The following is a 24,571-nucleotide window of genomic DNA, read 5'->3' as shown; positions in this document are numbered from 1 at the left end:
TTACAGGATATTTATCTTTCTTCACTAAGTTTTTGTAATATACTCCATTGTTCTTCTACAGATGGAGTAACATACCGGCGAGTGGTTTCAATTGATTCATGTCTGGCCATTTGTGCAACTAACACAAGGTCACCACCACTCACTTCTAAAAGGTTTTTGCAATATGTATGTCTAAGACTGTGTGTAGTTAGCCCACCTTTTGGTGAAACTTGTTCTAAAAGTGGCTTTACTTGTTTGTGAATAGCTTGTCTGGTAACTTTTTTCTGATGAGTGGAAAGAAAAAGGGCTGTGCTATCAATAGATTGTCCTCGAACTTCCATCCACTCATCAAGGGCACGACAAATATCTTTTACAGCCTTTACTACATCAAGCTTACCACCTTTACCTTCACGAATTGTAATAGTACCTACACTACCAATTTTTCTATAATCCTCTAAATCTAGATTTGCAACTTCACCAATTCTAAGACCTGCTTGTAACATTAAACGAACCATGGCCATATTTCGTTTTCGTTTCCGTTCATTTGTTTCTCGTCGGATCAAGTTAAGTAATTTTACTTGTTCAATTTCATTCAACCAACGAGGGGTATCTTCTAACCTAGAAATACGTTTTATCTTTATTTTCTTTGTAGGATCATATATTGCAATCTTTTGTTCAATAAGATACGACCAATATACTTTTAATGAGGCAATTCGTTTATTTATTGTAGGTTTCGCCACTTTTTCAATGGTTTGCATATAATGAATCCATTCATGAATAACTTTTGCACTTATTTCATCTGGATTCCAATTTTGTCCATGTGATATGTGTAACCATTCCATAAATTGACGGACTGAACGAGCATATACTTGAATGGTTTGTTCTCGTTTTCCTTCATTTTTCAACCAAATCTTAAAATCCATTAGTAGTTCCCTCTCTTTAAAAGTGTTCCGTAAACTTAATTTAATACCAATTTGAAAAGTGTTCCGTAAACAATATCTATTATAATAAACCCAATAAGTTTACGGAAGACATCTTCTGTAAATAAAAAAACAGATCAAATTCAAAATGATATTTGATCTGTTTTTATGAGTGGCCCCAAAAAGAAGGAATCGTTGCCGTGACCCTAATACGTTATCAGTCAAACTTCCATCAGTGGAGGTTTGACTGATTAACTATCTAAAATATGCAATTGCTTTTAGAAAACATCTTCTCCATCAATCCAAGTTTCATAGCCTTCAAAGTCAACCCTTAGATCACATCCGTTCTTGCTATATTTTTTATCTAATATTTTACCTGTGGCTTCGAGAGGAAGATCTGGTTCATAAGAAGATGAACTTAATTCTATTTGCTGACCGATTTCAAATTTATCAAATATACTCTTATACTTTTTTTCTTGTTTTTTATGAAGTTCTTCAATACTTAAATTAACTACCGTATTCATAATTCATTCCCCCGTTTTATATAAAATTCAAATTGGATTAAAACTCTGCAAAGATCCTTCTATTTATTGTTCATTTTCAATAATGTAATATCCTTGACTAGAAATTGATTTTATACGCTTTAAATCATCAATTATCCTTGCATTTAATTCTACTATGGTTCTACTTCCCCCATTCCGTCCATCGAGATCATCCAATTCCCATAGCAAACTTTTCTCACCATCAAAACCCATAAATTCTGGGTTAATTCCTTCTTTTAAAACTTTTATGGCATCTTCACAAGCATGAACTAGATTGTCAGGAGAAACTAATTCTAATTTCTTTGAGTTTGGAGGTTCAAATTGACTATATATCGGAATATGTATTCCATAATTTGCGAATACAGCTCTTAATGTCCCACTTGTTGTGTAAGTAAATCTTAATTCGCCTTGATCAAAATATCGTATCATCTCATCAAAATCATTTTCTTCATGTTCTACGATTTCAAATTGTTTGAAATAAGTCCAAGTTACTCCCATAAATTATTCCTCCCTACGTTTTATACAAAATTCAAATTTTAGTACCTTTCAATTTGTAGATTTGAAATAAAGTTAAATGTTTCAGTAAGGATTTGAGATTGTATTGTTCAATCTTTTTTATACAATACAACGTGTTTTTAATCTTCCTAATTCTTCAAACCAAATTTTATCGTTAGTTTCTAATGCTAGAAGTTGAAGATTATGAATTGCATCATTGTCTAATTGAAATTTAACTGGGGATATGTCGTCTTTTGAGTAAACCTTACTGTTTCTGTAACCAAATTTAACTTTTATAGATGTTTCAGTATGGTTTTTAAAAACGATAAAACCGACTTGATTTTCAGCTAAAACCCATTCACCAACGTTCATAATTACCCCTCCATTTTTATACAAAATTCAAATTGTATTAAACTCTATAAATTAACGCTATTATTTATTGTTAAGAAAATGTTCTATGGCAAAAAAACCAAGTAAAACAAAAACTACACCCATAATCCCTTCAAATACGCTCATATTCTGCTCCTTTTAAACAAAATTCAAATTGTATAAAGATTCCTCAAGCTTCTCTTCTTTGCTGACGTTTTACCTTTGATATCTTCATGGTCTTCTTCTTCGATTTTTGAATTTGTTCTTCCATATATTGAAGAACACGAGCTGTAATCTTTTCTGGAAAGAATCCTTGACGTTCTAAGAGAATATTCTCAATTACCCATGCTTTTCTTGTGTAATACTCATACTCTCCACCCGTTTCATTTACAGTAACCTGTAATTTTTTTTCTGTTTTAGATGCTTTATTGAGCAATTGCAAACCATAATAAGTCTGGCTTCTCGCTTCTCTCACTTCTTTTAGCAACAAATACAAATCATACGTGTGATACTGTTTCAACTCACCTACAGACTGATTAATATGCTCCAAGAAGATATTCTGTTGCATCTTTGTAAATTCAAAACGCTCACCATTCCGACAAATCTGTAGCATACCTGTTTGTTGTTCCCGCATATGACCACCACAGAATTCACAAACCTCTTGTACTACACCATTATTATCAACTTGTATGGGAGTTGCACAGTATAGACAGTTCACAAATACCACGCTACCTTTCGTTTTTATATATTCTAGATTGTTTAGATGAATGGATATTACTTTTCCGATAATTCTATTTCTTGTCCTCCGTTGCTAAAAAACTCTCTCAATTTCATCCCACATCTACAGACAATGATCTTTCCTGTTCGGAAAAGACTTCAATCCACAAAATCATTTAATTCTAATATTTTTACTTTCAAATTAAATTTCATTACCATAATTTCATTCTATTCACTTCTTAGCTTATTTCTCTGCTACCATTCATCGTTGTTAGGATTAGCTTGATTTCTTTTCTTTGTTTTTCCTGTTTGTTCGTTGTGTTTCTTTTTTGTTGATTCTTTGGCGTTTTAAGTGCTTCTAGGTACTTTTCAATATCAAACCAATATTTTTTTCCATCCGAATGGAATTTATATCTTGGGTGCTTAGTTAAATCATATTTTTTATCTTTAAAAGCTCTTTTACCGATTATTTGTACAATGCATTCATCACGTTCCATCACTAACAATTCATCTTGTGTCATTAATGATCTACCTAGTTTTGAATAATTTTGACCGAAACTATTGTTGTTAGAACGTGTTTTACTTTCGTTATAGTCATTAATTGTTTCTTTACCTAGTTCTTCACTCAGTGATTTAATGGTTGTTTTTTCTTTACCACCCAAAAATATTGAAGTATCGCAGTTACCGACTATAGTATCTGATTTCTCTTTATAAATTGTTTTCAACTGCGAAAATGCCTGTAAAATGATAGTTGCTGAAATATTACGGGAGCGAATGGTTGAAATCAACTTTTCGAAGTTTGGAATCTGCCCAATATTGGCAAATTCATCTAACATAAATCGAACATGAGTTGGAAACTCTCCTTTGTATTTCTCATCGGCAATTGTACATAACATGTTGAACATTTGAGAATACATAATAGCGACAATAAAATTAAATGTATCATCTGTATCAGGTACTATAATAAACAGCGCTGTTTTACGTCCTTCATCTCCAAGAGTATCAAGTTCCAATTCATCTGTGGAAAGTAAATCACGAATTGCTGGGATGTTTAATGGAGATAATCTCCCTCCACAAGAAATTAAGATACTTTTTGCTGTTTTACCGGCTGCAAGTTTATATAATTTGTATTGTTTTACAGCGAAGTGATTACTATCTTCTTTCTCCAATTCCTCAAAAAGATAATCCATAGGATTTTTATAATCTTCGTCATCTTCTTTTACTGTTGAATATGTTATTAAATCCATCAATGTCCCTAGATGTTGTTCTTCTTTAGGGAACTTTGAAACGATTAAACTGAAATAAGCCTGATATAACAAACTCTCTGCTTTCTCCCAAAAGGGATCGCCTTTTGGGCCATCTCCACTTGTGTTTGCAATTATAGTATGAACGAGTTTTAAAATATCTTGCTCACTATAAACATAGTGTAATGGATTATATCGCATACTTTTTAAAAAGTTCACTGTATTAAATATCTTAATTTTGTACTTCCCTTTATTTTTTAACGCCATGCCTATTTCATTAACAATTGTTCCTTTGGGATCAGTACATACATAGCTTGCATTCATTTGTAGCATATTGGGTTTAATTACAAACCTTGTTTTACCACTACCCGACCCACCAACAACATATACATTTTTATTACGTCTTAGCTTAAAGGGAACACCTTTATCGTCTAATCTAATTTTTGTATTTTCTGAGAAAAGAATATTATTATATTGATCTTCTTCATCATACATACCTTTTAAATCTTTTTGTACATCACCCCATTGTGCGGAGCCATGTTCAACACCTTTTTTATATTTCTTTTTATTATTTTTCTTGTCAATTAAAACAAATACAACAAATACTACTACAAACAGGGGAACAAACAAGTCAATAACATTGAAAGACAAAGGAAAAGCGTATAAAAGATATTGAGGTTCTGAAAACAAATAATCAATTGCTGCAAGTGTATTAACTTCAAAAGTCACTCTAAAGTAATAGAAAAGGTAATTTAATAGAATAAATACAATTACACCAAGAATAATATAAGTTTTATTCTCCTTAATTTTTTCCATTTCAATACTCCTTATTTACCGTATTGAACGCCTATTTTATCGCTGTTACCCTATATGAATGCAAATCGTTAAAAAACCGTTCTGACGTTCTTAATAAAGCGTTTTTTATCCTACTTTTATGGATCTTATATAAAGAAAGGGCGTGTAAAATTACTCGCCCTTTTTTGTTTAATTCTGACTTAGCTAAATAAATTTTTTAATGAAGGAACAAGTAACGTTGCGATTAAAACAATACCAGCCCCACTCATAAACTGTTTCATCCCTTGTGACTTTGCCCCTGGGTTATCATTACCATAACCTTCTAATAAGTTTACAACTCCCCATACACCTAAACCTGCACCAATTAAGATAACTAATTTTTGTAATACATCTACACCTTTTGTGAAAAAATCCATATATTTTTCCCCCTACCTTTTTTGTTTAACTTTGACTTAGCTAAATAAATTTTTTAATGAAGGAACAAGTAACGTTGCGATTAAAACAATACCAGCCCCACTCATAAACTGTTTCATCCCTTGTGACTTTGCACCTGGGTTATCATTACCGTAACCTTCTAATAAATTTACAACTCCCCATACACCTAGACCCGCACCAATTAAGATCACTAATTTTTGTAATACATCTACGCCTTTGCTGAAAAAATCCATTATTTTTTCCCCTTTTCTTTATTTGTATTTGGTAATTCATTCTTTATAAGGATAGATAATAAAATATCCACTTTATAATACTTGATAAGTTTTAAACCGCCATTTATTAAAAGGGGTAAACCTATCAAAAGTAACACTACTTGAATAACAAGATATATATCTAACATAGTCTTTACCGCCTCTACATATTAATGTTTTGTTTTTGATTCTTTTCTTTCTTTTTTCTCTTTTTGAAGAATAAAAATGTTCCTAAAATGATACAGATCACCGCAACTGTAATCAATGCAATTATTATATTTGGATTAGTTGAATCTTTCGTCTGGCTATTTTTTTCATCTTTCTTATATAAAAAACTGTTTGCATTGTTCTTTGCGGTAGTCGGATATATTTCTGTTATTTCTGTTGCATTCACTTGAACGGTTCTTGTATCCAGTCCTAAAAATGTTGAACCTTTATTAACGTATCTTTCTGTATCCAGGTTAATTGTAGTGTCTTGTCTAACCGCATATTCTTCATGAGAATTTTCGTTTTCATCTAATATTTTAATTGTTCTTCCATAAGGTAGCGTTAGACTAGAAACAAATGCACCACTTTCATCTAAAAATTTGACCATGTATTTCTCGCCAATATTTTTATTTTTAAACACGTACTTTGTTTCAGTGTATGCAGTAATTTTGTTGCTGTTTGAAGCTACATTCCCTTTTAACTTAGTATCATTTTGCATTGAACCTCCCCACGGATTACTTGTAGGGGGATTAGCATTACTATTATCTGTCTTTGTATTATCTTTTGTATTGTTAGTATCCGATTTTTGATTGTTATTTGTAGCTGCACCTTTGTTGTCGTTGTTATTGTCTTTCGGTTTTTCTATTGTTCCAGTTGTTCCTTTATTAAGCACTTCAGTTGTAGTTTCACTTTGTTTTTCAGTGTTGGTTTGGCTTTCTTTTAATTCTTTAAAACGTTCATTTAAAATCTTTTCAACCTGATCTGAAACATCTTTATCTGTAATTGGTTTTTTTTCAGATTCAGTGATCACTTTTTCAGCGTTCTCCCATTTTGCATAAAGAGTAACGGAATCTTTTAAATTGTCATTGCCAAATTTATTTGTTAATTCAGGATTTGTATACCAACCGATGAAAACCTTGTCTTTATTAGACAGTTTAGGTGTTTTAATTTTTTGACCAACATTCAATTTTACAGGTTCAATTTGTTCTTCTATATTTGTTACAAAATTCACTGTGATTTCTTCTGTTTTATCGTCAATACCATTATTATTAAAGTCAGAGAAAAATTTAGCATAATATTCACCTTTAGAATCCGCGATCTTAATATCCTCAATATTTTGTAATTTCTCCTCAACCTTTTTCCCATCACCTTTGTCTACCATTGCAAACCAGCCTGTGAATTTATAATTATTGTCTGGATTTACATCGGGTAAAACATCTTTTAACTTTGCATCTTTAGTAGCACTTTTCACTACTTCTTTTATTCGCTTATGGTTTTCTAATAAATTTCCACCCACATCTTTAACATAAAACCTGACTGAAAATTCTTCTTTTACTGTTAAGACTGGTTTAATAAATAATTTTCCATCTTTCATTTCAATGGTCCAATAACTTAACATTTTCCCATTACTAACCTTCGGTTTCTCAAGGTTCATTTCTTTATCACTAGTTAATACCATACTTTCCACTACATCATTATTTTCATTAAGCACTTGGATCATCGTTTTTGATGCTACTTGTTCATGGAATAAAACTTTACTTTCATAGCTCACTTTCAAATAATTCCGAGCAATATTTTCATTTTCTTGTGTTTGTGTAGGATTATTTACAGTAGCAAGGACTGTTGTGTTACCTATTAAAGAAAGTGATAGAACACTACTGACTAAAACTCGCTTTGATTTTTCCCACATATCATTTATCCCTTCTGTTTAATTCTTTTTACTCTTTACTTCTTTTTGCTTCAATTTTTCTTGAGTATGATTCAACTCCTTTTGCGCCCTGCTTAACCAATTCAAGTTGAATTCAACATTTTCAAAAATCGAATCTTTTTTACTCTCAGTTTTATCATTTGATTCAATCTTTGATTTACTCATATTCTCCTTATCACAAGAAGGATTTATATACTCCATAATGTCTTTTTCTAGGTCGTCAAAAGGTATATTTTCTAATTTCAAATTTGTTTCTTTTTCTAAGTTTGAAATAATAAAACCGTTATTATAATACTCCTGAGCTATAATGCCTTTTTTATTGTGATTTAACACTAAAAGCAACAAGTTGAGCAAAAAGATATTTGTACGTTGATTTTCAACTAATATATTTTCGTTATCCTCTATTTTTGTAAGGGGATATAACTTGAAAATTTGCGATTTATCAATTTTTATATTTAACTCTTGCTCAACTTGCTTTTCTAATTGCTCATTATTCTGAGTCGGAAGATGAAACATGTGCTTTTTTATATAGGCTTTAATTAGCACTATTAATCTTCCTTATCGTGTTTCTTTTTCTCATTTTCTAAATTATCTTCATAGTAATCATCTTCCATTACTTCTTCATCTTCATTTGTTTTGCTTTGATTCTTTTTCTTTTTCATGACTAAGAAGTAATATAAAGTAACCCCAATCCCAGCAAGTGCTAATACAATAAGCAGAAACGAATTATTATTACTTTCTTCTTTTGGTTGTTCTGATGCAGGTTTAGTACTTGCTGTTGTTTTATCAGCTTCAGCTTGTTTTTGATTTGGTACATTCGGTTTTACACTTGTGCCATCTTTACTAGTGGTTGCAGCCGCAGTACCATCTAATGTATTCTTTTTAACATCTGATAAAAAATACACATTGTTTTGAGTTTTATCTAAATCTACAATCAAGTAAAATACGTTACTATCTTTATCAGTAATTGTATAAAATGCTTTAGATCCACTCGTTGTAAAATCTGTTACTGTCCCTGTACCATCAACTTTTTTTCCGTTAACACTTGCAGGCGTTTGGGCTTCAACTTCTTTCTCTTTCTTTTCAGCTGTAACACCTGGTCCAGACGGTGGCTCTCCTACTGATTTATTTTCTGTTACCTTTTGTGTTTCAGTTTTATTTTCTTCTGCGTATGCTAAGTTGGAAATACTTCCGAATGACAGTGAACACATTAATACTGTTGCGAAAAACGATCGTTTAGTGATTTTGAACATAATCTTGAGCTCCTTCTCGCATAGTACTGTTATTTGAGTTTTCCTCTTTCACTTCAGTTTCAACTTGTTTTTTTTCTACTTCATTATCGAGTGCCTTTAGTGCCTCATCAGGACTTACTCCTGTTTCTTGCAGTCGTTTGAACACTTCACTATATTTCAGGTTAAACAGTAGTTGTTTATCTTTTTCTAATCGGCTTTTTTCATCTTTTAAATTGTCGTTTATTTTTTCAATTCGCTGTTCTCTATTTGCGATTTTTTCCTCTAATTTTTTTATGCGATCTGACAAAAAAACCACTCCTTAATACATTTTTAAAACTAATTATCTTTTCACTCTGTGGATTCCAGCGAAATGTTTTTGCCAGTATGGAGTTTTCCAACTGTGATAACCAATCCCAGCATCTTCACTGTCATACATAGTGTTTTCGTCAATGTAAAACCCAACATGAGAAATATGATCGGGACTTTGATAAGTACCTTTGAAAAAGATTAAATCCCCTGGTTGTGCTTGACTTGGATCAATTGGTTCTGTTAGCTCATATTGACTTAGGGCGTATGAAGGTAAATCTATTCCAATTTGTTTTAAGCCCCAAGATGTTAACCCGCTACAATCGAATCCTTGAGTTGGATTTTTACCGCCCCATTTATACGGCCATCCTTGATACTTCTCAATCTCAGCTAATACTATTTTGAAATCTCCTGAAATATTTGCACCAGGACCACCAATGTACTCACTAATTAACTCACCATAATGGAAGTTTCCTCCATCAACATATCTATAGGGTTTACCTACTCGAAGCGATGTTTCATTGACGTAAGATGTAGTAATCCCAGTAGTATTTCCTAACGATGGGGCTACTACAGTTCGTGAGTATTCTTCAGCTACCTCAAGGTTATACTCTCCCCCTCTTTTACCAAGCCATGTTGCGAAATAATTACCATAATTATAGGCTTGTGCTAATGCCTTAATATTATTTTCAAACCCCATGTTAAAAGCTTTTAGGGCAAGCAAGCATTCTTTTAAGTGCTTTACACCTTGTCGAACTGACTCTTCCTCTGTCTGAAATACGTTTGGTCTACCATAACCAGCAGATTCCGAAGACTGCATAATATCGCGAGTACCCGTTCCTCCGCTCTCGATTTGTATTATAGCTAAAAGTAAATTAACGAAATCTTGCATGCCTTGTGCAGCAGCCTCTTTTTCAACTAGTCCTCGCCATTTTTCAACTTCAGGAGATAAGTTTTTTGAAGCTCCAATGTTTCCACTGACTTGTTCTTGTGATGATGATCCTGCACCAAATGCACCTGCAATTAGTAAACATATCATCCCAATAAGTAGTAACGGTACAGCACTAGCCAATCCACCACCAAGTATTGCTGCAATCTTAGTTCCTATTAGTTTTTTAACATTTTGGAGATTAATTTTACCTAAGCTTTTGAACAAATTAGCAACTTGATTTTTAACGTTAGATGCAATACTAGTTAAAGTTTTTGCCTTATTCTTATCTCGAAATGAACCGTAGTACATTTTCTTTTTAACAGCTTTTTTCTTCAAGATGGATCTTGATTCTACTTTGAGTTTTTTATCTTTATTAGGAAAAGCTACGAGTTTACTTTGTTGCTTACCCATTTTCCCTAATTTCGCATTTGCTTTAATTTTATTTTTAGCGAGTTTTTTTGTAGCTCTAGCAATTTTCGTAGCACTTTGACTCGCTAATTTTACGCCTTCATCACCTTTTTCTAGTTGCTCCTGATACTTTAAAGCACTACTTCCCGCTACATTTAGCGGTAATTTTGTTAACTTTATTGCTGTTGCTTTCGTTAATTTTTTTGCGTTAATCTTTTTATCTAGTTTTTTGTTTAGCTTTTTTTCCTTTAGGTAATTTTCAAGTTTCCCTTTATCAAGTGTTTTTATATAAAGCTTTTCTCGTCTTCTGTGCCTTAATTTTTTAAAACCCTTTTTAGCTAATCCGAAACCCTTTTTGGTTAATGTTCTGGTTGTTCTATAACCTTGAGTGACTCCTTGACTCCCTATTCTAACGCCTTCATCTTCTCTTTCTAATGCTGTTTGATACTTTTTAATACCACCCTTTAAAGAGTCTTTTGTAGCAATCGCAGTAGTTTTAGCACCATATTTCAAACTGTTTTTTGCATCAATTAAGTTCTTTTTAACTTCGGCCTTTGTAGCAATCAAGGAATTCTTACCCAGTTTTCCAACAAAACGCATTCCCTTTTGGATTTTTGAGTTATCAGTTGATGATTTTGGGGAATCTTTATCATTTTCTTTTAAAAGAGCTTTCCCCGTTTGCCCTGTATGATTTTGTTGTGATGTTTTTAATATTTCTGGTTGCTTAACATCTTTAATGAGATCTTGTTTTCGAATCTTTTGATTAACATGTTGTGACTGTTTAGAAGATTGCTTTTGTAATTTCCCTTGATTTGTCCCCTGTTGCGGAATTTCTATTGCACTTTTAGTTTGCGAAACTTGTTTTTGCTCGGCTGTTTCAACCTTACGATCAACTTTCTGTACCGCACTTTCATGGGGTTGAAATTCCTGTTTGATGTGTTGGGATAACTTAGAAGATTGCTTCTGTAACTTCCCTTGCCTTTTTTCTGGTGGGCTTTCAGTAGCATCTATCGTTTGTAAAACTTGTTTTTGTTCGGCTGTTTCTTGTTTTTTATTTAGTACCTTTACGGTACTTTCTGGTTGCTTTAGTTCTTGAGCACTGTGTTCTAGTAACTTAGAAGATTGCTTTTGCAATTTTCCCTGGCTGGTATCCTGTTTTGGGCTTTCTATAACACTTGCTGTCTGTGAAAATTGCTTTTGTTCAGCTGTTTCAAACGTTTTATTCTGTACCTTTGCGGTACTTTCTGGTTGATGAAATTCTTGGCTGGTATGCTCAAATAATTTAGAAGATTGCTTTTGTAATTTTCCTTGGTTTGCCTCTTGGTGTGGACTTTCTATAGTATTTACAGTTTGTGAAAACTGTTTTTGTTCAACTGTTTCAAACGTTTTATTTTGTACCTTTGCGGTATTTTCTGGTTGATGAAATTCTTGGCTGGTATGCTCAAATAATTTAGAAGATTGCTTTTGTAATTTTCCTTGGTTTGCCTCTTGGTGTGGACTTTCTATAGTATTTACAGTTTGTGAAAACTGTTTTTGTTCAACTGTTTCAAACGTTTTATTTTGTACCTTTGCGGTATTTTCTGGTTGATGAAATTCTTGGCTGGTATGCTCAAATAATTTAGAAGATTGCTTTTGTAATTTTCCTTGGTTTGCCTCTTGGTGTGGACTTTCTATAGTATTTACAGTTTGTGAAAACTGTTTTTGTTCAACTGTTTCAAACGTTTTATTTTGTACCTTTGCGGTATTTTCTGGTTGATGAAATTCTTGGCTGGTATGCTCAAATAATTTAGAAGATTGCTTTTGTAATTTTCCTTGGTTTGCCTCTTGGTGTGGACTTTCTATAGTATTTACAGTTTGTGAAAACTGTTTTTGTTCAACTGTTTCAAACGTTTTATTTTGTACCTTTGCGGTATTTTCTGGTTGATGAAATTCTTGGCTGGTATGCTCAAATAATTTAGAAGATTGCTTTTGTAATTTTCCTTGGTTTGCCTCTTGGTGTGGACTTTCTATAGTATTTACAGTTTGTGAAAACTGTTTTTGTTCAACTGTTTCAAACGTTTTATTTTGTACCTTTGCGGTATTTTCTGGTTGATGAAATTCTTGGCTGGTATGCTCAAATAATTTAGAAGACTGCTTTTGCAATTTTCCTTGATTTGTCTCTTGGTGTGGGTTTTCTATAGTACTTGTAGTTTGCGAAAACTGTTTTTGTTCAACTGTTTCATATTTCCTATCTACTACCTGTACCACACTTTCTTGAGGTTGAAATTCTTGGCTGGTGTGCTGTGATAACTTGGAAGATTGTTTTTGTAACGTCCCTTGACCTGTATCCTGTTTTGGACTTTCTATAGTACTTGTAGTTTGCGCATATTGTTTTTGTTCGGCTGTTTCATATTTCCTATCTACTACCTGTACCGCGCTTTCTTGTTGCTGAAACTCTTGATTACTGTGTTGCGATTGTTTAGATGATTCTTTTTCTAATTTCCCCTGATCTATCTCTTGTTGCGGGCTTTCAATAACATTTTTAGCTTGTAAGATGTTTTTTTGCTCTGCTGTCTCAATATTTTTATCTAATTCCTTCATAGCACTCTCTTGTTGCCGAAAATTGCTATTTGATTTATCAGATGTTTTTTTCCTAATCAAGTTTCAGCAGCCCCCTCATCACTCATTTGCGGTTGCCCTCAAATGCTTAATTTCCTCTGGCTTTGTTGTCATAACTGGATATAGGGAATTGTCTTTAGGAAACTTATCCTTAAACGGTAAAATGACTCCTGAATAAACAATTAAACCTTCTCCCTCTTTAGAGTTAGTTATATAGTTTGCTTGATAATCACTAATACCGAATTTACTTTGTAAAATTCTTCTATCACTTTGCGCTTGATTTAAAAGGTAAACAAAGTCTGTATTATCAATGATTGTTTCAATTTTCGGACTTGTTAATAAATCTTTAACGTTTTGCGTCATACCTGTTGGTATACCGCCCCATTTTCTAAACCTTTTCCAAAATTCCACACTATAATTTGCTGTTTGTTCTTCTGCTAAAAGTTTGTGGAATTCATCCATGTAATACCATGTCTTCTTATCTTGATTACGGTTTATCGTTACTTTGTTCCAAACGTGATCCTGTAGGACTAACATGCCTAACTCTCGTAAATTAGAACCCAACTCTTTAATATTGAAACAAATCAAGCGATTATTAACGTCAACAGATGTAGGATGATTAAATACATTTAATGAACCGTGAACATATAATTCTAATGCATCTGCTAATTCTTGCCCTTCAACTCTCTTGGTATCAACTAAAGCATTATATAAATCCTTTAAAATCGGTATTTTACCAGGTATTGGATTTTCAAGATAAGGACGATAAATAATACGAACACATTTATCTACAATTGTTCTTTGTTTTGCTGTTAGTCCCCATTTCCCCCCAGCAACTACTTCCATCATGGTGAGAACGAACTCCGACTTGTAGGCAACTGGATCTTCTCCTTCCCCATATTCCAATGAAATATCTAACGGATTGATATGTTGCTTGGAATTTACAGATAGTTTAATCACTTCTCCACCTAGCCTGTAAACAAATGGGGTGTATTCCGCCTCTGGATCACAAATCAAAATATCATCTGTAGTTCTCAAGAAGGTATCTATTATTTCTCGTTTGGAGGAAAATGATTTCCCCGAACCAGGTGTACCCAAAACCAATCCATTTGGATTTTTAAGGGATTTTCGGCTAACCTGAATCAAGTTACTACTTAGAGCATTTAAACCGTAATATACAGGTTCTCTTTCTTCTTGATACAATTCTATTGTAGTAAATGGTACGAATATGGCAGTAGATGAGGTTGTCAGTCCACGCTCTAAATCTGTTTCAGTAATGTTATCACCAAACGGTAAAGCACTGATTAGTGCTCTTTCTTGCTGTAGTTTCAGTTTTTTCAATGTACAATTTTGCTTTTGTGCGACAGAATTCAATCTAAAAATTGCATTATCTAGGCTTTTGCGGTCATTTTCAAAAACTACAATTGTAAAGGTCAAATAGAAATATCTTTCATTTTCTCTTTGTAAGTCCCTTAAAATCTTTCTACTTTCTTCAACGTGCATATTTAAATCTGTTGGAAGAATATCCATGTCATAACCACTGCGTAGAGCCTTTTTTTGTTCCTCGATTTTAATACTATCTAGGTCAGATGTTTTTGATTTAACCATTTTAACAGCCTGTTGTTGTCCCAGACTACGAATATGCATACTAACAAGTATTTCGAGGTCTAAGTCTAAAAAGTCTGCTAGAACTCGGTCCGATAATTCCGTTGCTTCAATCTTTAAATGTAAAGCAGCCGCATGCTTGTTATTCACTTTAAATTCATCTGCATAGGACTCAAAATCTATATTCTTAGGTGCAATCAAATCTTTAGTTGTTCCACCATTTAATTGTTCCTTTGATAAATTCTCTAATTCGATGTAGTGTTTAGAATTATTATTTAACAGGTAATTAATAATTGATAATCGTTCAATACCATTTAATTCTTCTACCCCTACACCTAATGTTTTAAAGTGATCTCTAATATTTTCTTCGATACTTGCTAAACGTCTAACGGCATTATCATAGGTTTCATCTGTGATTGAAAAAACCAAGTACTTATTTCGGACAATACCATTATTTCCTTTTTTCCTTTGTTCCTCTAAGAATGAAAAGTATTCTTCCTGCATTGTTTCAAAATCTTCAATATTACTCATGCTTTTGCTGTACTCAAGCACTTCCTCATTCTCTTCACCATTCATGCGATAATTGATAAAGCAAAATTGAATTTTAATCGTGTCATCGAATGAGTTTAGTAATGTACTATATTGTGCGAAGATCCTTTGTTTTATTTCGTCTTGTGATAATTGATACGATATATCCGAAAAACGAATCATTCTGTTATATGTTTTCTGTCCAACATGACAAACCCCATTCGGATACATTTTGTTGTAATTTAATGTTTCTTGTGTAGTTTTTTTTATTGGCCGTTTTGAATCAATTAGTTTTTGCAACGCCTGAAACAGATTGATTTTTTCTAACCTTGCGTTTTTCATTCATCATATTCCTTTCTGTTGCAATTTTAACGTTTCTTTTTGATACCTTAAAGTATCTTTTTTGTGGATTCAGATGTTTATATTCTAAATACAGTTTGATCCACGTTTCAGCAGGCATCCCATCTTTGGTGTAGATTGTAGCGAAAATCGCTGGGCATGCTGCAAAGAAAAGACCATATAAAGCAATGTCCACGCTATAGCTTTTTAGTAAGAAAAATACTGGTAAACCTATCGCTAAAGCGATTGAAAATCCTATCAATTGCCTTTTTGTTAATCCGAAAAACAACTTAGATTTTATGCTCTTTAACTCCTTGGGAATAGATACAACGAAATTGTTATTCATTCTTATCTAACCCCTTCCTAAGTTCACTAGGCATATCTTTCAAAAATCTTAAATCCTCTATAAATAAGGCGTTGTGTACTACCTTTTTACTTGGAAAAATAATTTTTAGAAAGATAATGATAAATGTAAATGTCCAAAGAGCAAGTAGTATCATATTAAATACACCTAGTACGCTAACAGTCTTTAAATCATCTGAAACAGTTTTTGATGTTGAATATTCGTATAAATCTTCAGCATTACTTACAATTAAATGTATCTCAAACAATGCTATTATTAATGTTATTAGAGACATTACACCAAACGTAATTAATAACTTTTTATTTTTAGTGAACCATAGCTTCATCTACATTGCCCCCACTACAGATTTGGCAAGTGTATGTGTTCTAGTTAACGTGACTACTAGAATTGCCATTGAAACAATCATTAACATTAATCCGTATAACCCTGTTCCCTCGGTAGTTATTAAGCTACTTGCCTTTTCAAGTAATCCAGCATATACAACTAGACAGACTAACATGAAATATCCCTGAAGCATTAGTGCCAATAAATTTTTAACGTATGATTGCCCTATACTTCCAATCCAATCACGATTTAAAAACGTTGCAAAAGGAAGTGGAGCAACTGAAATATAAAGCATAATTGTAACGATACGACTCCAAGCTACTAAATAGATAATCCCACTCATAACGAACGATATAACTAAAGCAATACCTGAAACAAACCACATTGACATTGCAGCTCCTACATCACCCTCTTCTATTGAGCCAATAATGTTCTCTTTTATAGAATCAGGTATCTTTAATGTCGAGGCTGGCACATGATTTGTTATCCATTTACCGAGATCAAATACAGCAAGTGTTATATCAAAAGCGTTAGTTAACAATAAAATCATTGCACTTGTTTTAATGATTAAAAACATTAATTGTCCCGCGTCAAAATCGCCACCACGATTTTTTTCAACAACTAGTTGATATAGTTCATAACAAAACACATATGTTAAAATCAGCCCCGCAACGGGCAATATGGCGGTGTCAGATATTATCCTCAGGTTATCGACAATCGTTTGGGAAAACTCTGTTGGCGTTTCTGAAACATTTGTTTGAACCGTATCAACGCTTTTTTGGAACAATTCAGTAATCATATCAAGGAAGCTCTTCGTACTCCCCATAAGCATGTCAAAAAAGAAATTCGTTATGCCCTTTATGATGTCGTCTAACATTCGTCCACCTCGTTTAATTCAAATCAATATAAACAAGTTTATTTGTCTTATTTATTTTTTGAACGATTTTTAATTGTAAGCTTTTATTTTTAGCGTATCTATTCGGAATCGCTAATAATATTTTTCCTGATTGTTCAAAAGTCGATTTTGCTCTATGATCGGCGGTAATATATGTTTGCTGGTATTCTAAAAATTCATTTTCACTAGCTAATTCATTTTCACCTATTACAAGTCCTGAACCCACGTTTAATAAATAGCCTTCGTATGGATTACTTCTTGCTTTTTCATTTATTTCATGTTTCATGTTAATGATTAGTAGTTTAAAATCATTTTTGAAGTTTAAACTTTTTTTACTTACATAATCGTTATAACGATCCCGAAAATCAAGTTCAGATGATTGATCAAAATCTCTCATTTCAACATTTGTAATACTACGAGTGAATGTAACTTTTTGCCCTTCAATTTTATAGTTGTTATTTTCAAAAATATTGACTGGCAAGTGTACGGATTCATTCTTTTTGACACTTTTTATCGACGTCTTCTGATGTTCTATTACACGATTGTCCTTTGGCTCACTACAAGCTCCTAACAGAGAAACTGATACAAGTATGAATAAAGCCTTATTGGTTATCTTCAGTTTCGTAACCTCCCATTCTCTGTCCTACCGCCTTGCGCTACGCTACAGTTGCATCAACTCCGTACACTTCTGTTGTCCCATACCCTTAAGTACTTTCATTTTCATATTTTCTGCCCTTGTATATGTTCATCTAGAATCTGTAGAGTAAGATGCATCGCTTCCTTAGGAATCTGCCCATCAAACCGCTTCATAACTCGGTAAAATGGATGACTCTCATGTAATACGTCTATAATATGAGAGCATATATAGGGGTTCTTTTCCATTTGTGTAAAGAACATTTGCAAATCAGCTAAAAATCCCTTTTCTTTCGGAAACATACCCAGATACAGTACCGTACTTGCTAAAAGATCTACCACCGTTTCTTTCCAAACAGTCGCCTGTTCCACAGCCTGATACGCCTTGCTAGAAACTACCAAATCTTCTGCATATCGGTTTAACTCTTGCATTAAGTAGAACTTTCTACCTCTCCCAGGTTTTCCAAAGATTACGTTATTTTTCTTCACTTCCGCTCCCACCTCTGGTAAAGTAAGCGGATTGATGTACATCTGCTCTATACTCTGTGTCAAATCTATACATTTTGTCAAAAACATGACCAAATACCCCTTTCATCGTTTTATTTTTATATATCGTTAAAGAGAAATATAAAGTATTGTTAAAGTGGTTACTTTGGCTGTACCGATGTTGGAAATTTCTCATCGTATTAAACCATTAATATATGTGTTCAGTTTTCAAAAGCCAGTAATTCCATTTGAATTTTGAATATTTTTCACTATAATTAATCTAGAAAGTTAATTAAATTTCATCTTTTTATAATCAATTACTATGAAGTAACTTCTTCACGAACCTTATAATAAGTCGGTATGAAAAAGTATTCTACAGGTTTATTGAAAATAGCAGAGATCTTTTCTGCTCGTTCTGCATTCACTCCAGATTTTCCTTTTTCAATAGCATGTAACACTTGGGGTTTAATGTGTATCTTTTGGGAAAGCTTTTCTAAAGAAATTGATTTACTTACCCTCTCTTGGTATAACATAGTTAATTCAACCTCCTTTCTTTCGACTTAACTACATTGTACATCACTTCAAAAGTGAAATCAACTATAATTTAGTATTTTTTCAGAAAATACATCCGAAGTAGTTGTCGTTTAACTACTTCGGATGTATATCTTTATAGGATATTAATTAGAAAGGAATTGAAATATGAGTATTTTTGGTGCCCGTGTAAAAACGTTACGCTTAGATCGCGGATGGAGTATGAAACAATTAGGAGAGGAAATCAGTAAATTATCTGGATCTCCCTTACCTCAAACAACTGTATCTAATTGGGAGAATAAAGGTTCAGAACCTCCATATAGTATTCTAGTTTTTACTGCTACAGCATTAGAAGTAAGTACAGATTATTTACTTGGCAAAACTGATGAACTACAATTTGAACAGCATACTTTAAAAGATGCTGTACTCACACATCCTGATTGCACAGAAGATGTTGCAATCATAAATAACAATAGTACTGCATCTTTGCAAAACTTAATTCAAGAATTAAAACAAGAACTAAATAATCTACCTATAAATAAAAAAGAGTCCATAGAAAACGACTTAAATGAATATTTAGAATTCTTAGGATATAAACAAGAAAAATTATTATTTGACTTTAAAACATTTTCAAAATACATTAAATATCAAATAAAAAATCCCTAGTAATAACTAGGGATTTTTAAAATTTATATGGTATTTGCTTTAAATAAAACCATAACTATTATTGATATCCTTCAATAATAGTTATACAATAGAACATATACATAAAAAACAACTATGATATAGTAAAAAAAACAAAAATAAACCCTACCGCACACATTTTTAATTGGTAAATTCACTTTGGCCGGTGAACCAATTAAAAACCCGATTAAAGTAGGGGGTTTATCTTTTATAATTATGCTTGCTACATGACCATTATAGCATGTAAAAATTATAATGTGAATAAAAACCTCTACTTTTCCAGCGTTTTTCTGTGCATTTACGGTGGCAAAAAATAGGAGGTTTTTTTCTATGGCAACTAATTTTGAAACCCTAACTGCTAGTGATCTAACTAGCGGTATTCACTTAGACAAAAGAACTTTGAAGACAAACATGAAATTTAGTAAAAAAAATCAAAAATCAAAATTCCTCATGCATGGGCCAAAGTTTTTTGATGAGCTTCGTATATATTTAATCAAAAATAACGTGCTTGGAGAATATGCTTTGCCTTCATCCGCATTAGCCACTTACATTTTACTTCACTATAAGGTAAATGATTTAGGGCGACTTCCTCGCGATTTCAAACTATCTACTATCGCGAACGAATCTGATATTCCCTATACAACTATTCATACAGGTTTCCAAGCTTTACTTCATTCTGGACTTGTTAGAGAAATTTTTATTAACGGAAAAATTCCAGTGTATGAAATTTGCAACTATGCAAGATTAAATCGTACAGCAAAGGAAACAAAAGATAATGATGGAAAACTTTCATATTTTCGAATTCCCCATGTATTATTAGAGACTTCGATTTTAAAAGAATTAGTTTCCCATCGTGACAGCAAAGGTATTATTGAATTTTTAGGATTATGTACCCACTTTACTCATCAATTTAAAAATAGTAAAAATTCCGTTGAAGATTATTCTTGTGTTCGTAACATGGATGGCTTAAAGGAACGTTTAGGGCGCAATGCGAAAAAGGTGCGTAACTACCTGAAAATCATCTCGCCAATTTTTAAATTTGATGCTGCTATACAAAAGGTTCGAAACCCACGTAAAGGACGCATAGCTCGTATACGTGAAAAAATCCAACAAATCGTTATCACTCAATTTACAGTTAGCATGAATCCTGCATGTGTGATTGAAAATGATCGACCTGAGATTAAACAAACTGAAGCTAAAATGCGTAAAGAAGCAACAGCCCGTCTTGAATCCATTGGCATAGCATTAACCAATAAAGATCGTAAAGACATTGTTGTTTCTTATAAAGGAGAAGTATCACGAATCGCTACATATATTAAAAACAAACAACTTCGTGATAATTTTATGACTTATACCATGAGTTATGCAATGGATCAATGTGAAAGTTTCTTAACACTTGGAGAAAAAATAAAATCAATCGGTGGCATGATACGAGCAAAACTGCGTGAATCGTTTGTTCCATGGGCGGAACGATATTTAGACAATGATACGCGTCATGCACTTGTACTGGAACTCATTTCTCATGATATAGATGTACCTAATGCGTTCCGACTTACTTAAATTTGAAAAACGAATAGATTATAAGCCTTGTTCAAAAAAATTACTAAGAACAGGGCTATTTGTCATGTTGAAATAAAATAGACAATCTTTCTATTACCCTATAATTCTAAAAAACAGTAGGTTTGATTTTTCTTCCCTACTGTTTTTTGTACTTCCATATACTGAATTACGTCTAAATACTTGTGGAATTGTTAGTAATTTATTAATTAAATTGTGTAAACCTTAGTACATTGTTATAAAACTTGTGTGAAACTGAATTGTTTGTTGTTGTATTTATGGATAAGTTAGTATTTCGATTCAATTTTGCCAGACAATTAATCTAACCCTAGAGCCACAAGGGATTTCAGAGTTTTCTTTTCGCCTATATAGTATTTGTATTTTTTATATAATTATTGAACCTTTTATATAATTATTGAAATTGTTACTTAATAAATGAATTTATACATAAAAAGTGAAAAAATTAATAAAAACTCTATTCTTTAATACATTTAAGATTCATAAGGGATTCTGACAAACCTCATAAATAGAATTAAAACTTTTAGGGAAACTTGACTAGTTTTAGGGAAACACAAGGGTTTTCATAAACCATATAGAATTGCTAGAGCAACTCACTTAATCTCTAAAACTTTAATTAGGAGTTGATTGTATGAGTCAAGTAATCTCATTACAACGTCCACAACGTCCATTAAACAGTTCGGACGTTGTAAACAAGCTAAACATACCCCCAAGCACATTGCGGACATATACGGCACATTTCAGACGTTTGGGCCATACATTCCAGAAAAAGAATGGCCGAATATTGTATTCAACTTGTGATGTAGAGCTATTTAAACAAATGATGGAATTACATGAACAAGGTTTTGGGACAATTCCTGAATGTGTTTACAACGTTGTAAACGTCCATCGCAACGTTGTAAACAGTTCAAACAATAGCGAGGACACAAAGGACAATCAAAACAAACAAATTAAACAACCTCAGGACACCTGTTCACCAATTGAAACAGTAGATGAAATAGCACGGATCAGGAAAGAAATGGAGGAATTGCGGAAATTTGTCGATGAAAGCATAAAAAAACGAGATGAATTGTTGCTGCAAACACTACGGGAAGTATTGGATGCTAAACAAAAGAAGCAAAAAAAGAAACGATGGTGGCAATTATGGAAGTAAGCCAACCATCCCCAACCTCTTTTAAGATTGGAAGGGGTTGGGGATAGACGAATCTGTCCATTCCTTATCCTCCCTCGCAAAGAACGCTCAATCCAGTACCATGGACGGATACAATGTGTACGCCACCACTGTTTGATCGTGGGGACCAATGATTTTTAAAAAAGGAAACTCTAAATATAGCGTAGAGTTTCCTTTTTATCTTTTTAATTAGCAAGGTAAAGGGCTGTATTCTAAATTATTCGTTCTAAAATCAAAATACCGACAAAATTTTATCCAATTAGGGTGTTCGTCATACATTGGTAGTAAACTTACAAGTCCTACTTATTAAAGTGTAGGATAAATGTATTTAAATTATATAAAAAATATATGATTTTATATATCATCTTCTTCTGAGTTTTCGCACATTTCGTTTATATATATATTATATATATTATGTGTATGAACCTTATATAAAATTTAAATAAAAAATGTATATTAATCCCTTCTTGGTTAAAGGTGAAATAATTTTCATATAAAAAATATATAAGAATCATATAAAATAAATACATATTGTATTGAAAATTAAATGTTGATGGTTTACAATATAATTAAGATATAAAAACGTACAAAAAATATATAAAAAAGGTGGTTTTTGAATATGATGATGAGAACAGTCGCTGATATCGGAAATAGTGAATTGAAAATGGTGATTAATGGTGGAAAGGTAATCAAACTACCAGATGTAAATAAGCGTGTATTTGGCCGCGTGACAAATAAAGAAGGAAGTTTAAAACAAAGCGTAACTAACTTAATGAATGAGATTTGTGCTCATGTAACGAGTGATGCAATTGAACGTGATGGAAAATTCTATGTAGGATATCGTGCTGCACACTCAAACGGTAAGCCTGATAGCCTTGACATTGAATTAGGAGATAAATATAAACGAGATATACCAGTGGTTAATGTTCTATCTGTCATGGCAACTAAAGCGGTTCAAACGATTTATGAAGAAGTAGGAGAATTACCAAAAAGTATAGAGGTACCTGCATCTCTAATATTAGCAATTCCAGCTTCTGAATATGAAGGAAAGAAAGCTCGTTTTCTAGAAAGCCGTTTTAAAGAAAATGTGCATATTGTGATCGTGTATGTGGGTGAAGAAAAAGTAACAGTACAAATCGAATTTGAAACTGTAAAAGTAACTCGAGAAGGTATTCCGGCTTTATATGCCATCTTTGAAGGAAATCAAGATATGTTCGATGACTTTAATAAGTTGTATAAAAAAGAAACAGATAGTAAAGAAGATGATAAAGAGGTTAAAAAGAGAAAAGCTAATCTAATGGTAGAAGAAGAAGTAAATGGTGAATATTTTAAAAACAAAAAAATTCTGCACGCTGATATTGGAGATGGTACCTCTGAATACATTTTCTCTAAGGGTTTAAACCCTGTTCCAGACGCTTGTTGGGGAGAAAAAAGAGGGATTGGTCATGCAATAGAGGGAGCAATTAAATTGTTGCAAGAAGAATATGAGGGTGGCGTAGATATCAATCGTCAACAATTCAGTGAATTAGTTACTGATCCTAACGATAAAAAACATGATAAAGCTGTAGAGTTTTTAGAAGAAACTCGTTATATGCAAGCTCAAGGGATTTATGATGATATCGAAAAAGCATATGTTTATAAAACAGCTAGCCAAGCTGAAGTTCTCGCGGTTTACGGCGGAGGAAGCATTGCACTAAAAGAAGATTTGTATAAAAAAGCATTTGAGTTTTGTGAAGTAAATGATATGCAATTATTGTGGATCTCACCAACTTATGCAACAGAAATGAATGTTAGAGGTATGGAGATTTTAAGTAAAAAATTGGCTTCTAAGGTGGCTAAGAAATGAGTAAACAGAAACAGAGAGAACAATACAATTGGAATTTTAAAAAAGAGACAAACCCAAAATTTTATGATTGGCTCAATGCACAAACGAATCTATCTGAATCGTTAATTACATTAGTTTTACATTTTGTAGACCAGTACGGAATAGATGATGTAACAGATTATGAAGTATCGAAGAAAATGCAAAGAGATCTGTTCATGAAGGAAAAGTTTTATCAAGACATTTCGGCGTTGCTAGAAAATGCGAATGTAAATAATATTCACCAAAACAAGAATGTTCCAATTGTTGAAGTAAAGGAACAAAAAGTCGGGAAAGAAGAAATGCATATTGAGAAAGTGGATAAGAACGAGGAAGTAAAAGTGCAAAAGGAATCAGGGCCAATTGAAAAGAAACAAAAAGATGATACTTATTTGAATGATGTTGATGAAAGCGCAATATTTGGTGAGTGAATCTTGC

26 protein-coding genes are annotated in these 24,571 nt (G+C 32.7%); 5 read left to right on the top strand and 21 right to left on the bottom strand.

Going from position 1 to position 24,571, the window contains the following annotated elements:
* Positions 1 to 11 precede the first annotated feature (11 nt).
* The 21 genes from MHH27_RS31310 to MHH27_RS31210 all read right to left on the bottom strand — a co-directional run bounded on the left by MHH27_RS31310 (position 12) and on the right by MHH27_RS31210 (position 18,844).
* On the bottom strand, positions 12 to 902 hold the full coding sequence (locus MHH27_RS31310; RefSeq protein WP_242266548.1) for a tyrosine-type recombinase/integrase: 891 nt from the start codon (positions 900 to 902) through the stop codon (positions 12 to 14).
* Between the two features lie 275 nt (positions 903 to 1,177).
* Positions 1,178 to 1,423 (bottom strand): hypothetical protein, encoded by a 246-nt coding sequence (locus tag MHH27_RS31305; protein ID WP_340945893.1) that lies wholly within the window; start codon positions 1,421 to 1,423, stop codon positions 1,178 to 1,180.
* A 63-nt stretch (positions 1,424 to 1,486) separates the two neighbouring features.
* Complete coding sequence (locus MHH27_RS31300; protein WP_340945892.1) at positions 1,487 to 1,939, bottom strand: vacuolar protein-sorting protein 36; 453 nt, start codon at positions 1,937 to 1,939, stop codon at positions 1,487 to 1,489.
* Positions 1,940 to 2,056: 117 nt separating this feature from the next.
* Positions 2,057 to 2,308: a hypothetical protein gene (locus MHH27_RS31295; protein WP_340945890.1), complete on the bottom strand. Its 252-nt coding sequence runs from the start codon at positions 2,306 to 2,308 to the stop codon at positions 2,057 to 2,059.
* Positions 2,309 to 2,495: 187 nt separating this feature from the next.
* Positions 2,496 to 3,023, bottom strand: a complete 528-nt coding sequence (locus tag MHH27_RS31290; protein WP_340945888.1) for a hypothetical protein — start codon at positions 3,021 to 3,023, stop codon at positions 2,496 to 2,498.
* Positions 3,024 to 3,261: 238 nt separating this feature from the next.
* On the bottom strand, positions 3,262 to 5,082 hold the full coding sequence (locus MHH27_RS31285) for a VirD4-like conjugal transfer protein, CD1115 family (RefSeq protein WP_340945885.1): 1,821 nt from the start codon (positions 5,080 to 5,082) through the stop codon (positions 3,262 to 3,264).
* A gap of 179 nt (positions 5,083 to 5,261) precedes the next feature.
* Entirely contained in the window at positions 5,262 to 5,477 is a 216-nt protein-coding gene (locus MHH27_RS31280; protein ID WP_006919475.1) for a Maff2 family mobile element protein, read from the bottom strand.
* Between the two features lie 36 nt (positions 5,478 to 5,513).
* The gene (locus MHH27_RS31275; protein ID WP_023523661.1) at positions 5,514 to 5,729 is read right to left on the bottom strand and encodes a Maff2 family mobile element protein; all 216 of its coding nucleotides are present in this window, start codon (positions 5,727 to 5,729) and stop codon (positions 5,514 to 5,516) included.
* On the bottom strand, positions 5,729 to 5,896 hold the full coding sequence (locus tag MHH27_RS31270; RefSeq protein ID WP_170925746.1) for a hypothetical protein: 168 nt from the start codon (positions 5,894 to 5,896) through the stop codon (positions 5,729 to 5,731). Before MHH27_RS31270 ends, MHH27_RS31275 begins: the two co-directional genes overlap by 1 nt.
* Before the next feature lie 14 nt (positions 5,897 to 5,910).
* Positions 5,911 to 7,644, bottom strand: coding sequence for an InlB B-repeat-containing protein (locus MHH27_RS31265; RefSeq protein WP_340945882.1), 1,734 nt, complete (start codon positions 7,642 to 7,644; stop codon positions 5,911 to 5,913).
* 18 nt (positions 7,645 to 7,662) lie between these two features.
* Positions 7,663 to 8,208, bottom strand: a complete 546-nt coding sequence (locus MHH27_RS31260) for a hypothetical protein (protein WP_099010169.1) — start codon at positions 8,206 to 8,208, stop codon at positions 7,663 to 7,665.
* Between the two features lie 2 nt (positions 8,209 to 8,210).
* Positions 8,211 to 8,915 (bottom strand): CD1107 family mobile element protein, encoded by a 705-nt coding sequence (locus tag MHH27_RS31255; protein ID WP_098425318.1) that lies wholly within the window; start codon positions 8,913 to 8,915, stop codon positions 8,211 to 8,213.
* Positions 8,899 to 9,210 carry a hypothetical protein gene (locus tag MHH27_RS31250; protein WP_340945874.1) on the bottom strand — a complete coding sequence of 104 codons (312 nt, stop codon included), beginning with the start codon at positions 9,208 to 9,210 and terminating at the stop codon, positions 8,899 to 8,901. The genes MHH27_RS31255 and MHH27_RS31250 overlap by 17 nt, the downstream gene beginning before the upstream one ends.
* 24 nt (positions 9,211 to 9,234) lie before the next feature.
* The gene (locus tag MHH27_RS31245) at positions 9,235 to 13,179 is read right to left on the bottom strand and encodes a lysozyme family protein (RefSeq protein ID WP_340945872.1); all 3,945 of its coding nucleotides are present in this window, start codon (positions 13,177 to 13,179) and stop codon (positions 9,235 to 9,237) included.
* 18 nt (positions 13,180 to 13,197) lie between these two features.
* Positions 13,198 to 15,612 carry a VirB4-like conjugal transfer ATPase, CD1110 family gene (locus tag MHH27_RS31240; RefSeq protein ID WP_340945871.1) on the bottom strand — a complete coding sequence of 805 codons (2,415 nt, stop codon included), beginning with the start codon at positions 15,610 to 15,612 and terminating at the stop codon, positions 13,198 to 13,200.
* Positions 15,554 to 15,955: a PrgI family protein gene (locus MHH27_RS31235; RefSeq protein ID WP_340945867.1), complete on the bottom strand. Its 402-nt coding sequence runs from the start codon at positions 15,953 to 15,955 to the stop codon at positions 15,554 to 15,556. The genes MHH27_RS31240 and MHH27_RS31235 overlap by 59 nt, the downstream gene beginning before the upstream one ends.
* A complete protein-coding gene (locus MHH27_RS31230; RefSeq protein ID WP_340945864.1) occupies positions 15,948 to 16,298 on the bottom strand; it encodes a hypothetical protein in 351 nt (116 codons plus the stop codon). Before MHH27_RS31230 ends, MHH27_RS31235 begins: the two co-directional genes overlap by 8 nt.
* Positions 16,299 to 17,174: a VirB6/TrbL-like conjugal transfer protein, CD1112 family gene (locus tag MHH27_RS31225; RefSeq protein ID WP_340945863.1), complete on the bottom strand. Its 876-nt coding sequence runs from the start codon at positions 17,172 to 17,174 to the stop codon at positions 16,299 to 16,301.
* A 13-nt stretch (positions 17,175 to 17,187) separates the two neighbouring features.
* A complete protein-coding gene (locus MHH27_RS31220; RefSeq protein WP_340945860.1) occupies positions 17,188 to 17,673 on the bottom strand; it encodes a hypothetical protein in 486 nt (161 codons plus the stop codon).
* A gap of 239 nt (positions 17,674 to 17,912) precedes the next feature.
* Positions 17,913 to 18,401 (bottom strand): hypothetical protein, encoded by a 489-nt coding sequence (locus MHH27_RS31215; protein ID WP_340945857.1) that lies wholly within the window; start codon positions 18,399 to 18,401, stop codon positions 17,913 to 17,915.
* A gap of 230 nt (positions 18,402 to 18,631) precedes the next feature.
* Positions 18,632 to 18,844 (bottom strand): helix-turn-helix domain-containing protein, encoded by a 213-nt coding sequence (locus MHH27_RS31210; protein ID WP_144508676.1) that lies wholly within the window; start codon positions 18,842 to 18,844, stop codon positions 18,632 to 18,634.
* Positions 18,845 to 19,010: 166 nt separating this feature from the next.
* On the opposite strand from MHH27_RS31210, the gene MHH27_RS31205 reads away from it, so the two are divergent.
* The 5 genes from MHH27_RS31205 to MHH27_RS31185 all read left to right on the top strand — a co-directional run bounded on the left by MHH27_RS31205 (position 19,011) and on the right by MHH27_RS31185 (position 24,564).
* The gene (locus tag MHH27_RS31205) at positions 19,011 to 19,508 is read left to right on the top strand and encodes a helix-turn-helix domain-containing protein (RefSeq protein WP_340945852.1); all 498 of its coding nucleotides are present in this window, start codon (positions 19,011 to 19,013) and stop codon (positions 19,506 to 19,508) included.
* A 348-nt stretch (positions 19,509 to 19,856) separates the two neighbouring features.
* Positions 19,857 to 21,086, top strand: a complete 1,230-nt coding sequence (locus tag MHH27_RS31200) for a hypothetical protein (protein ID WP_340945849.1) — start codon at positions 19,857 to 19,859, stop codon at positions 21,084 to 21,086.
* A 646-nt stretch (positions 21,087 to 21,732) separates the two neighbouring features.
* On the top strand, positions 21,733 to 22,254 hold the full coding sequence (locus MHH27_RS31195) for a MerR family transcriptional regulator (protein WP_340945847.1): 522 nt from the start codon (positions 21,733 to 21,735) through the stop codon (positions 22,252 to 22,254).
* Positions 22,255 to 22,891: 637 nt separating this feature from the next.
* On the top strand, positions 22,892 to 24,118 hold the full coding sequence (locus tag MHH27_RS31190; RefSeq protein WP_340945844.1) for a ParM/StbA family protein: 1,227 nt from the start codon (positions 22,892 to 22,894) through the stop codon (positions 24,116 to 24,118).
* On the top strand, positions 24,115 to 24,564 hold the full coding sequence (locus tag MHH27_RS31185) for a hypothetical protein (protein ID WP_144508541.1): 450 nt from the start codon (positions 24,115 to 24,117) through the stop codon (positions 24,562 to 24,564). Before MHH27_RS31190 ends, MHH27_RS31185 begins: the two co-directional genes overlap by 4 nt.
* The last annotated feature ends 7 nt before the right edge of the window (positions 24,565 to 24,571 follow it).

It is taken from the genome of Bacillus sp. FSL L8-0152, from assembly GCF_038006365.1.
GTDB lineage: Bacteria > Bacillota > Bacilli > Bacillales > Bacillaceae_G > Bacillus_A > Bacillus_A cereus.
Note: the sequence above shows the minus strand (reverse complement) of the source record. Positions and strands in the feature narration are given on the sequence as shown.

Coding starts and splice junctions, on each gene's coding strand:
- MHH27_RS31305 (WP_340945893.1), bottom strand. CDS start 1,423: ATGAATACGGTAGTTAATTTAAGTATTGAAGAACTTCATAAAAAACAA.
- MHH27_RS31285 (WP_340945885.1), bottom strand. CDS start 5,082: ATGGAAAAAATTAAGGAGAATAAAACTTATATTATTCTTGGTGTAATT.
- MHH27_RS31195 (WP_340945847.1), top strand. CDS start 21,733: ATGAGTCAAGTAATCTCATTACAACGTCCACAACGTCCATTAAACAGT.
- MHH27_RS31275 (WP_023523661.1), bottom strand. CDS start 5,729: ATGGATTTTTTCAGCAAAGGCGTAGATGTATTACAAAAATTAGTGATC.
- MHH27_RS31230 (WP_340945864.1), bottom strand. CDS start 16,298: ATGAAGCTATGGTTCACTAAAAATAAAAAGTTATTAATTACGTTTGGT.
- MHH27_RS31210 (WP_144508676.1), bottom strand. CDS start 18,844: ATGTTATACCAAGAGAGGGTAAGTAAATCAATTTCTTTAGAAAAGCTT.
- MHH27_RS31255 (WP_098425318.1), bottom strand. CDS start 8,915: ATGTTCAAAATCACTAAACGATCGTTTTTCGCAACAGTATTAATGTGT.
- MHH27_RS31300 (WP_340945892.1), bottom strand. CDS start 1,939: ATGGGAGTAACTTGGACTTATTTCAAACAATTTGAAATCGTAGAACAT.
- MHH27_RS31270 (WP_170925746.1), bottom strand. CDS start 5,896: ATGTTAGATATATATCTTGTTATTCAAGTAGTGTTACTTTTGATAGGT.
- MHH27_RS31200 (WP_340945849.1), top strand. CDS start 19,857: ATGGCAACTAATTTTGAAACCCTAACTGCTAGTGATCTAACTAGCGGT.
- MHH27_RS31225 (WP_340945863.1), bottom strand. CDS start 17,174: ATGTTAGACGACATCATAAAGGGCATAACGAATTTCTTTTTTGACATG.
- MHH27_RS31265 (WP_340945882.1), bottom strand. CDS start 7,644: ATGTGGGAAAAATCAAAGCGAGTTTTAGTCAGTAGTGTTCTATCACTT.
- MHH27_RS31240 (WP_340945871.1), bottom strand. CDS start 15,612: ATGAAAAACGCAAGGTTAGAAAAAATCAATCTGTTTCAGGCGTTGCAA.
- MHH27_RS31215 (WP_340945857.1), bottom strand. CDS start 18,401: ATGTTTTTGACAAAATGTATAGATTTGACACAGAGTATAGAGCAGATG.
- MHH27_RS31310 (WP_242266548.1), bottom strand. CDS start 902: ATGGATTTTAAGATTTGGTTGAAAAATGAAGGAAAACGAGAACAAACC.
- MHH27_RS31280 (WP_006919475.1), bottom strand. CDS start 5,477: ATGGATTTTTTCACAAAAGGTGTAGATGTATTACAAAAATTAGTTATC.
- MHH27_RS31205 (WP_340945852.1), top strand. CDS start 19,011: ATGAGTATTTTTGGTGCCCGTGTAAAAACGTTACGCTTAGATCGCGGA.
- MHH27_RS31235 (WP_340945867.1), bottom strand. CDS start 15,955: ATGAATAACAATTTCGTTGTATCTATTCCCAAGGAGTTAAAGAGCATA.
- MHH27_RS31185 (WP_144508541.1), top strand. CDS start 24,115: ATGAGTAAACAGAAACAGAGAGAACAATACAATTGGAATTTTAAAAAA.
- MHH27_RS31295 (WP_340945890.1), bottom strand. CDS start 2,308: ATGAACGTTGGTGAATGGGTTTTAGCTGAAAATCAAGTCGGTTTTATC.
- MHH27_RS31190 (WP_340945844.1), top strand. CDS start 22,892: ATGATGATGAGAACAGTCGCTGATATCGGAAATAGTGAATTGAAAATG.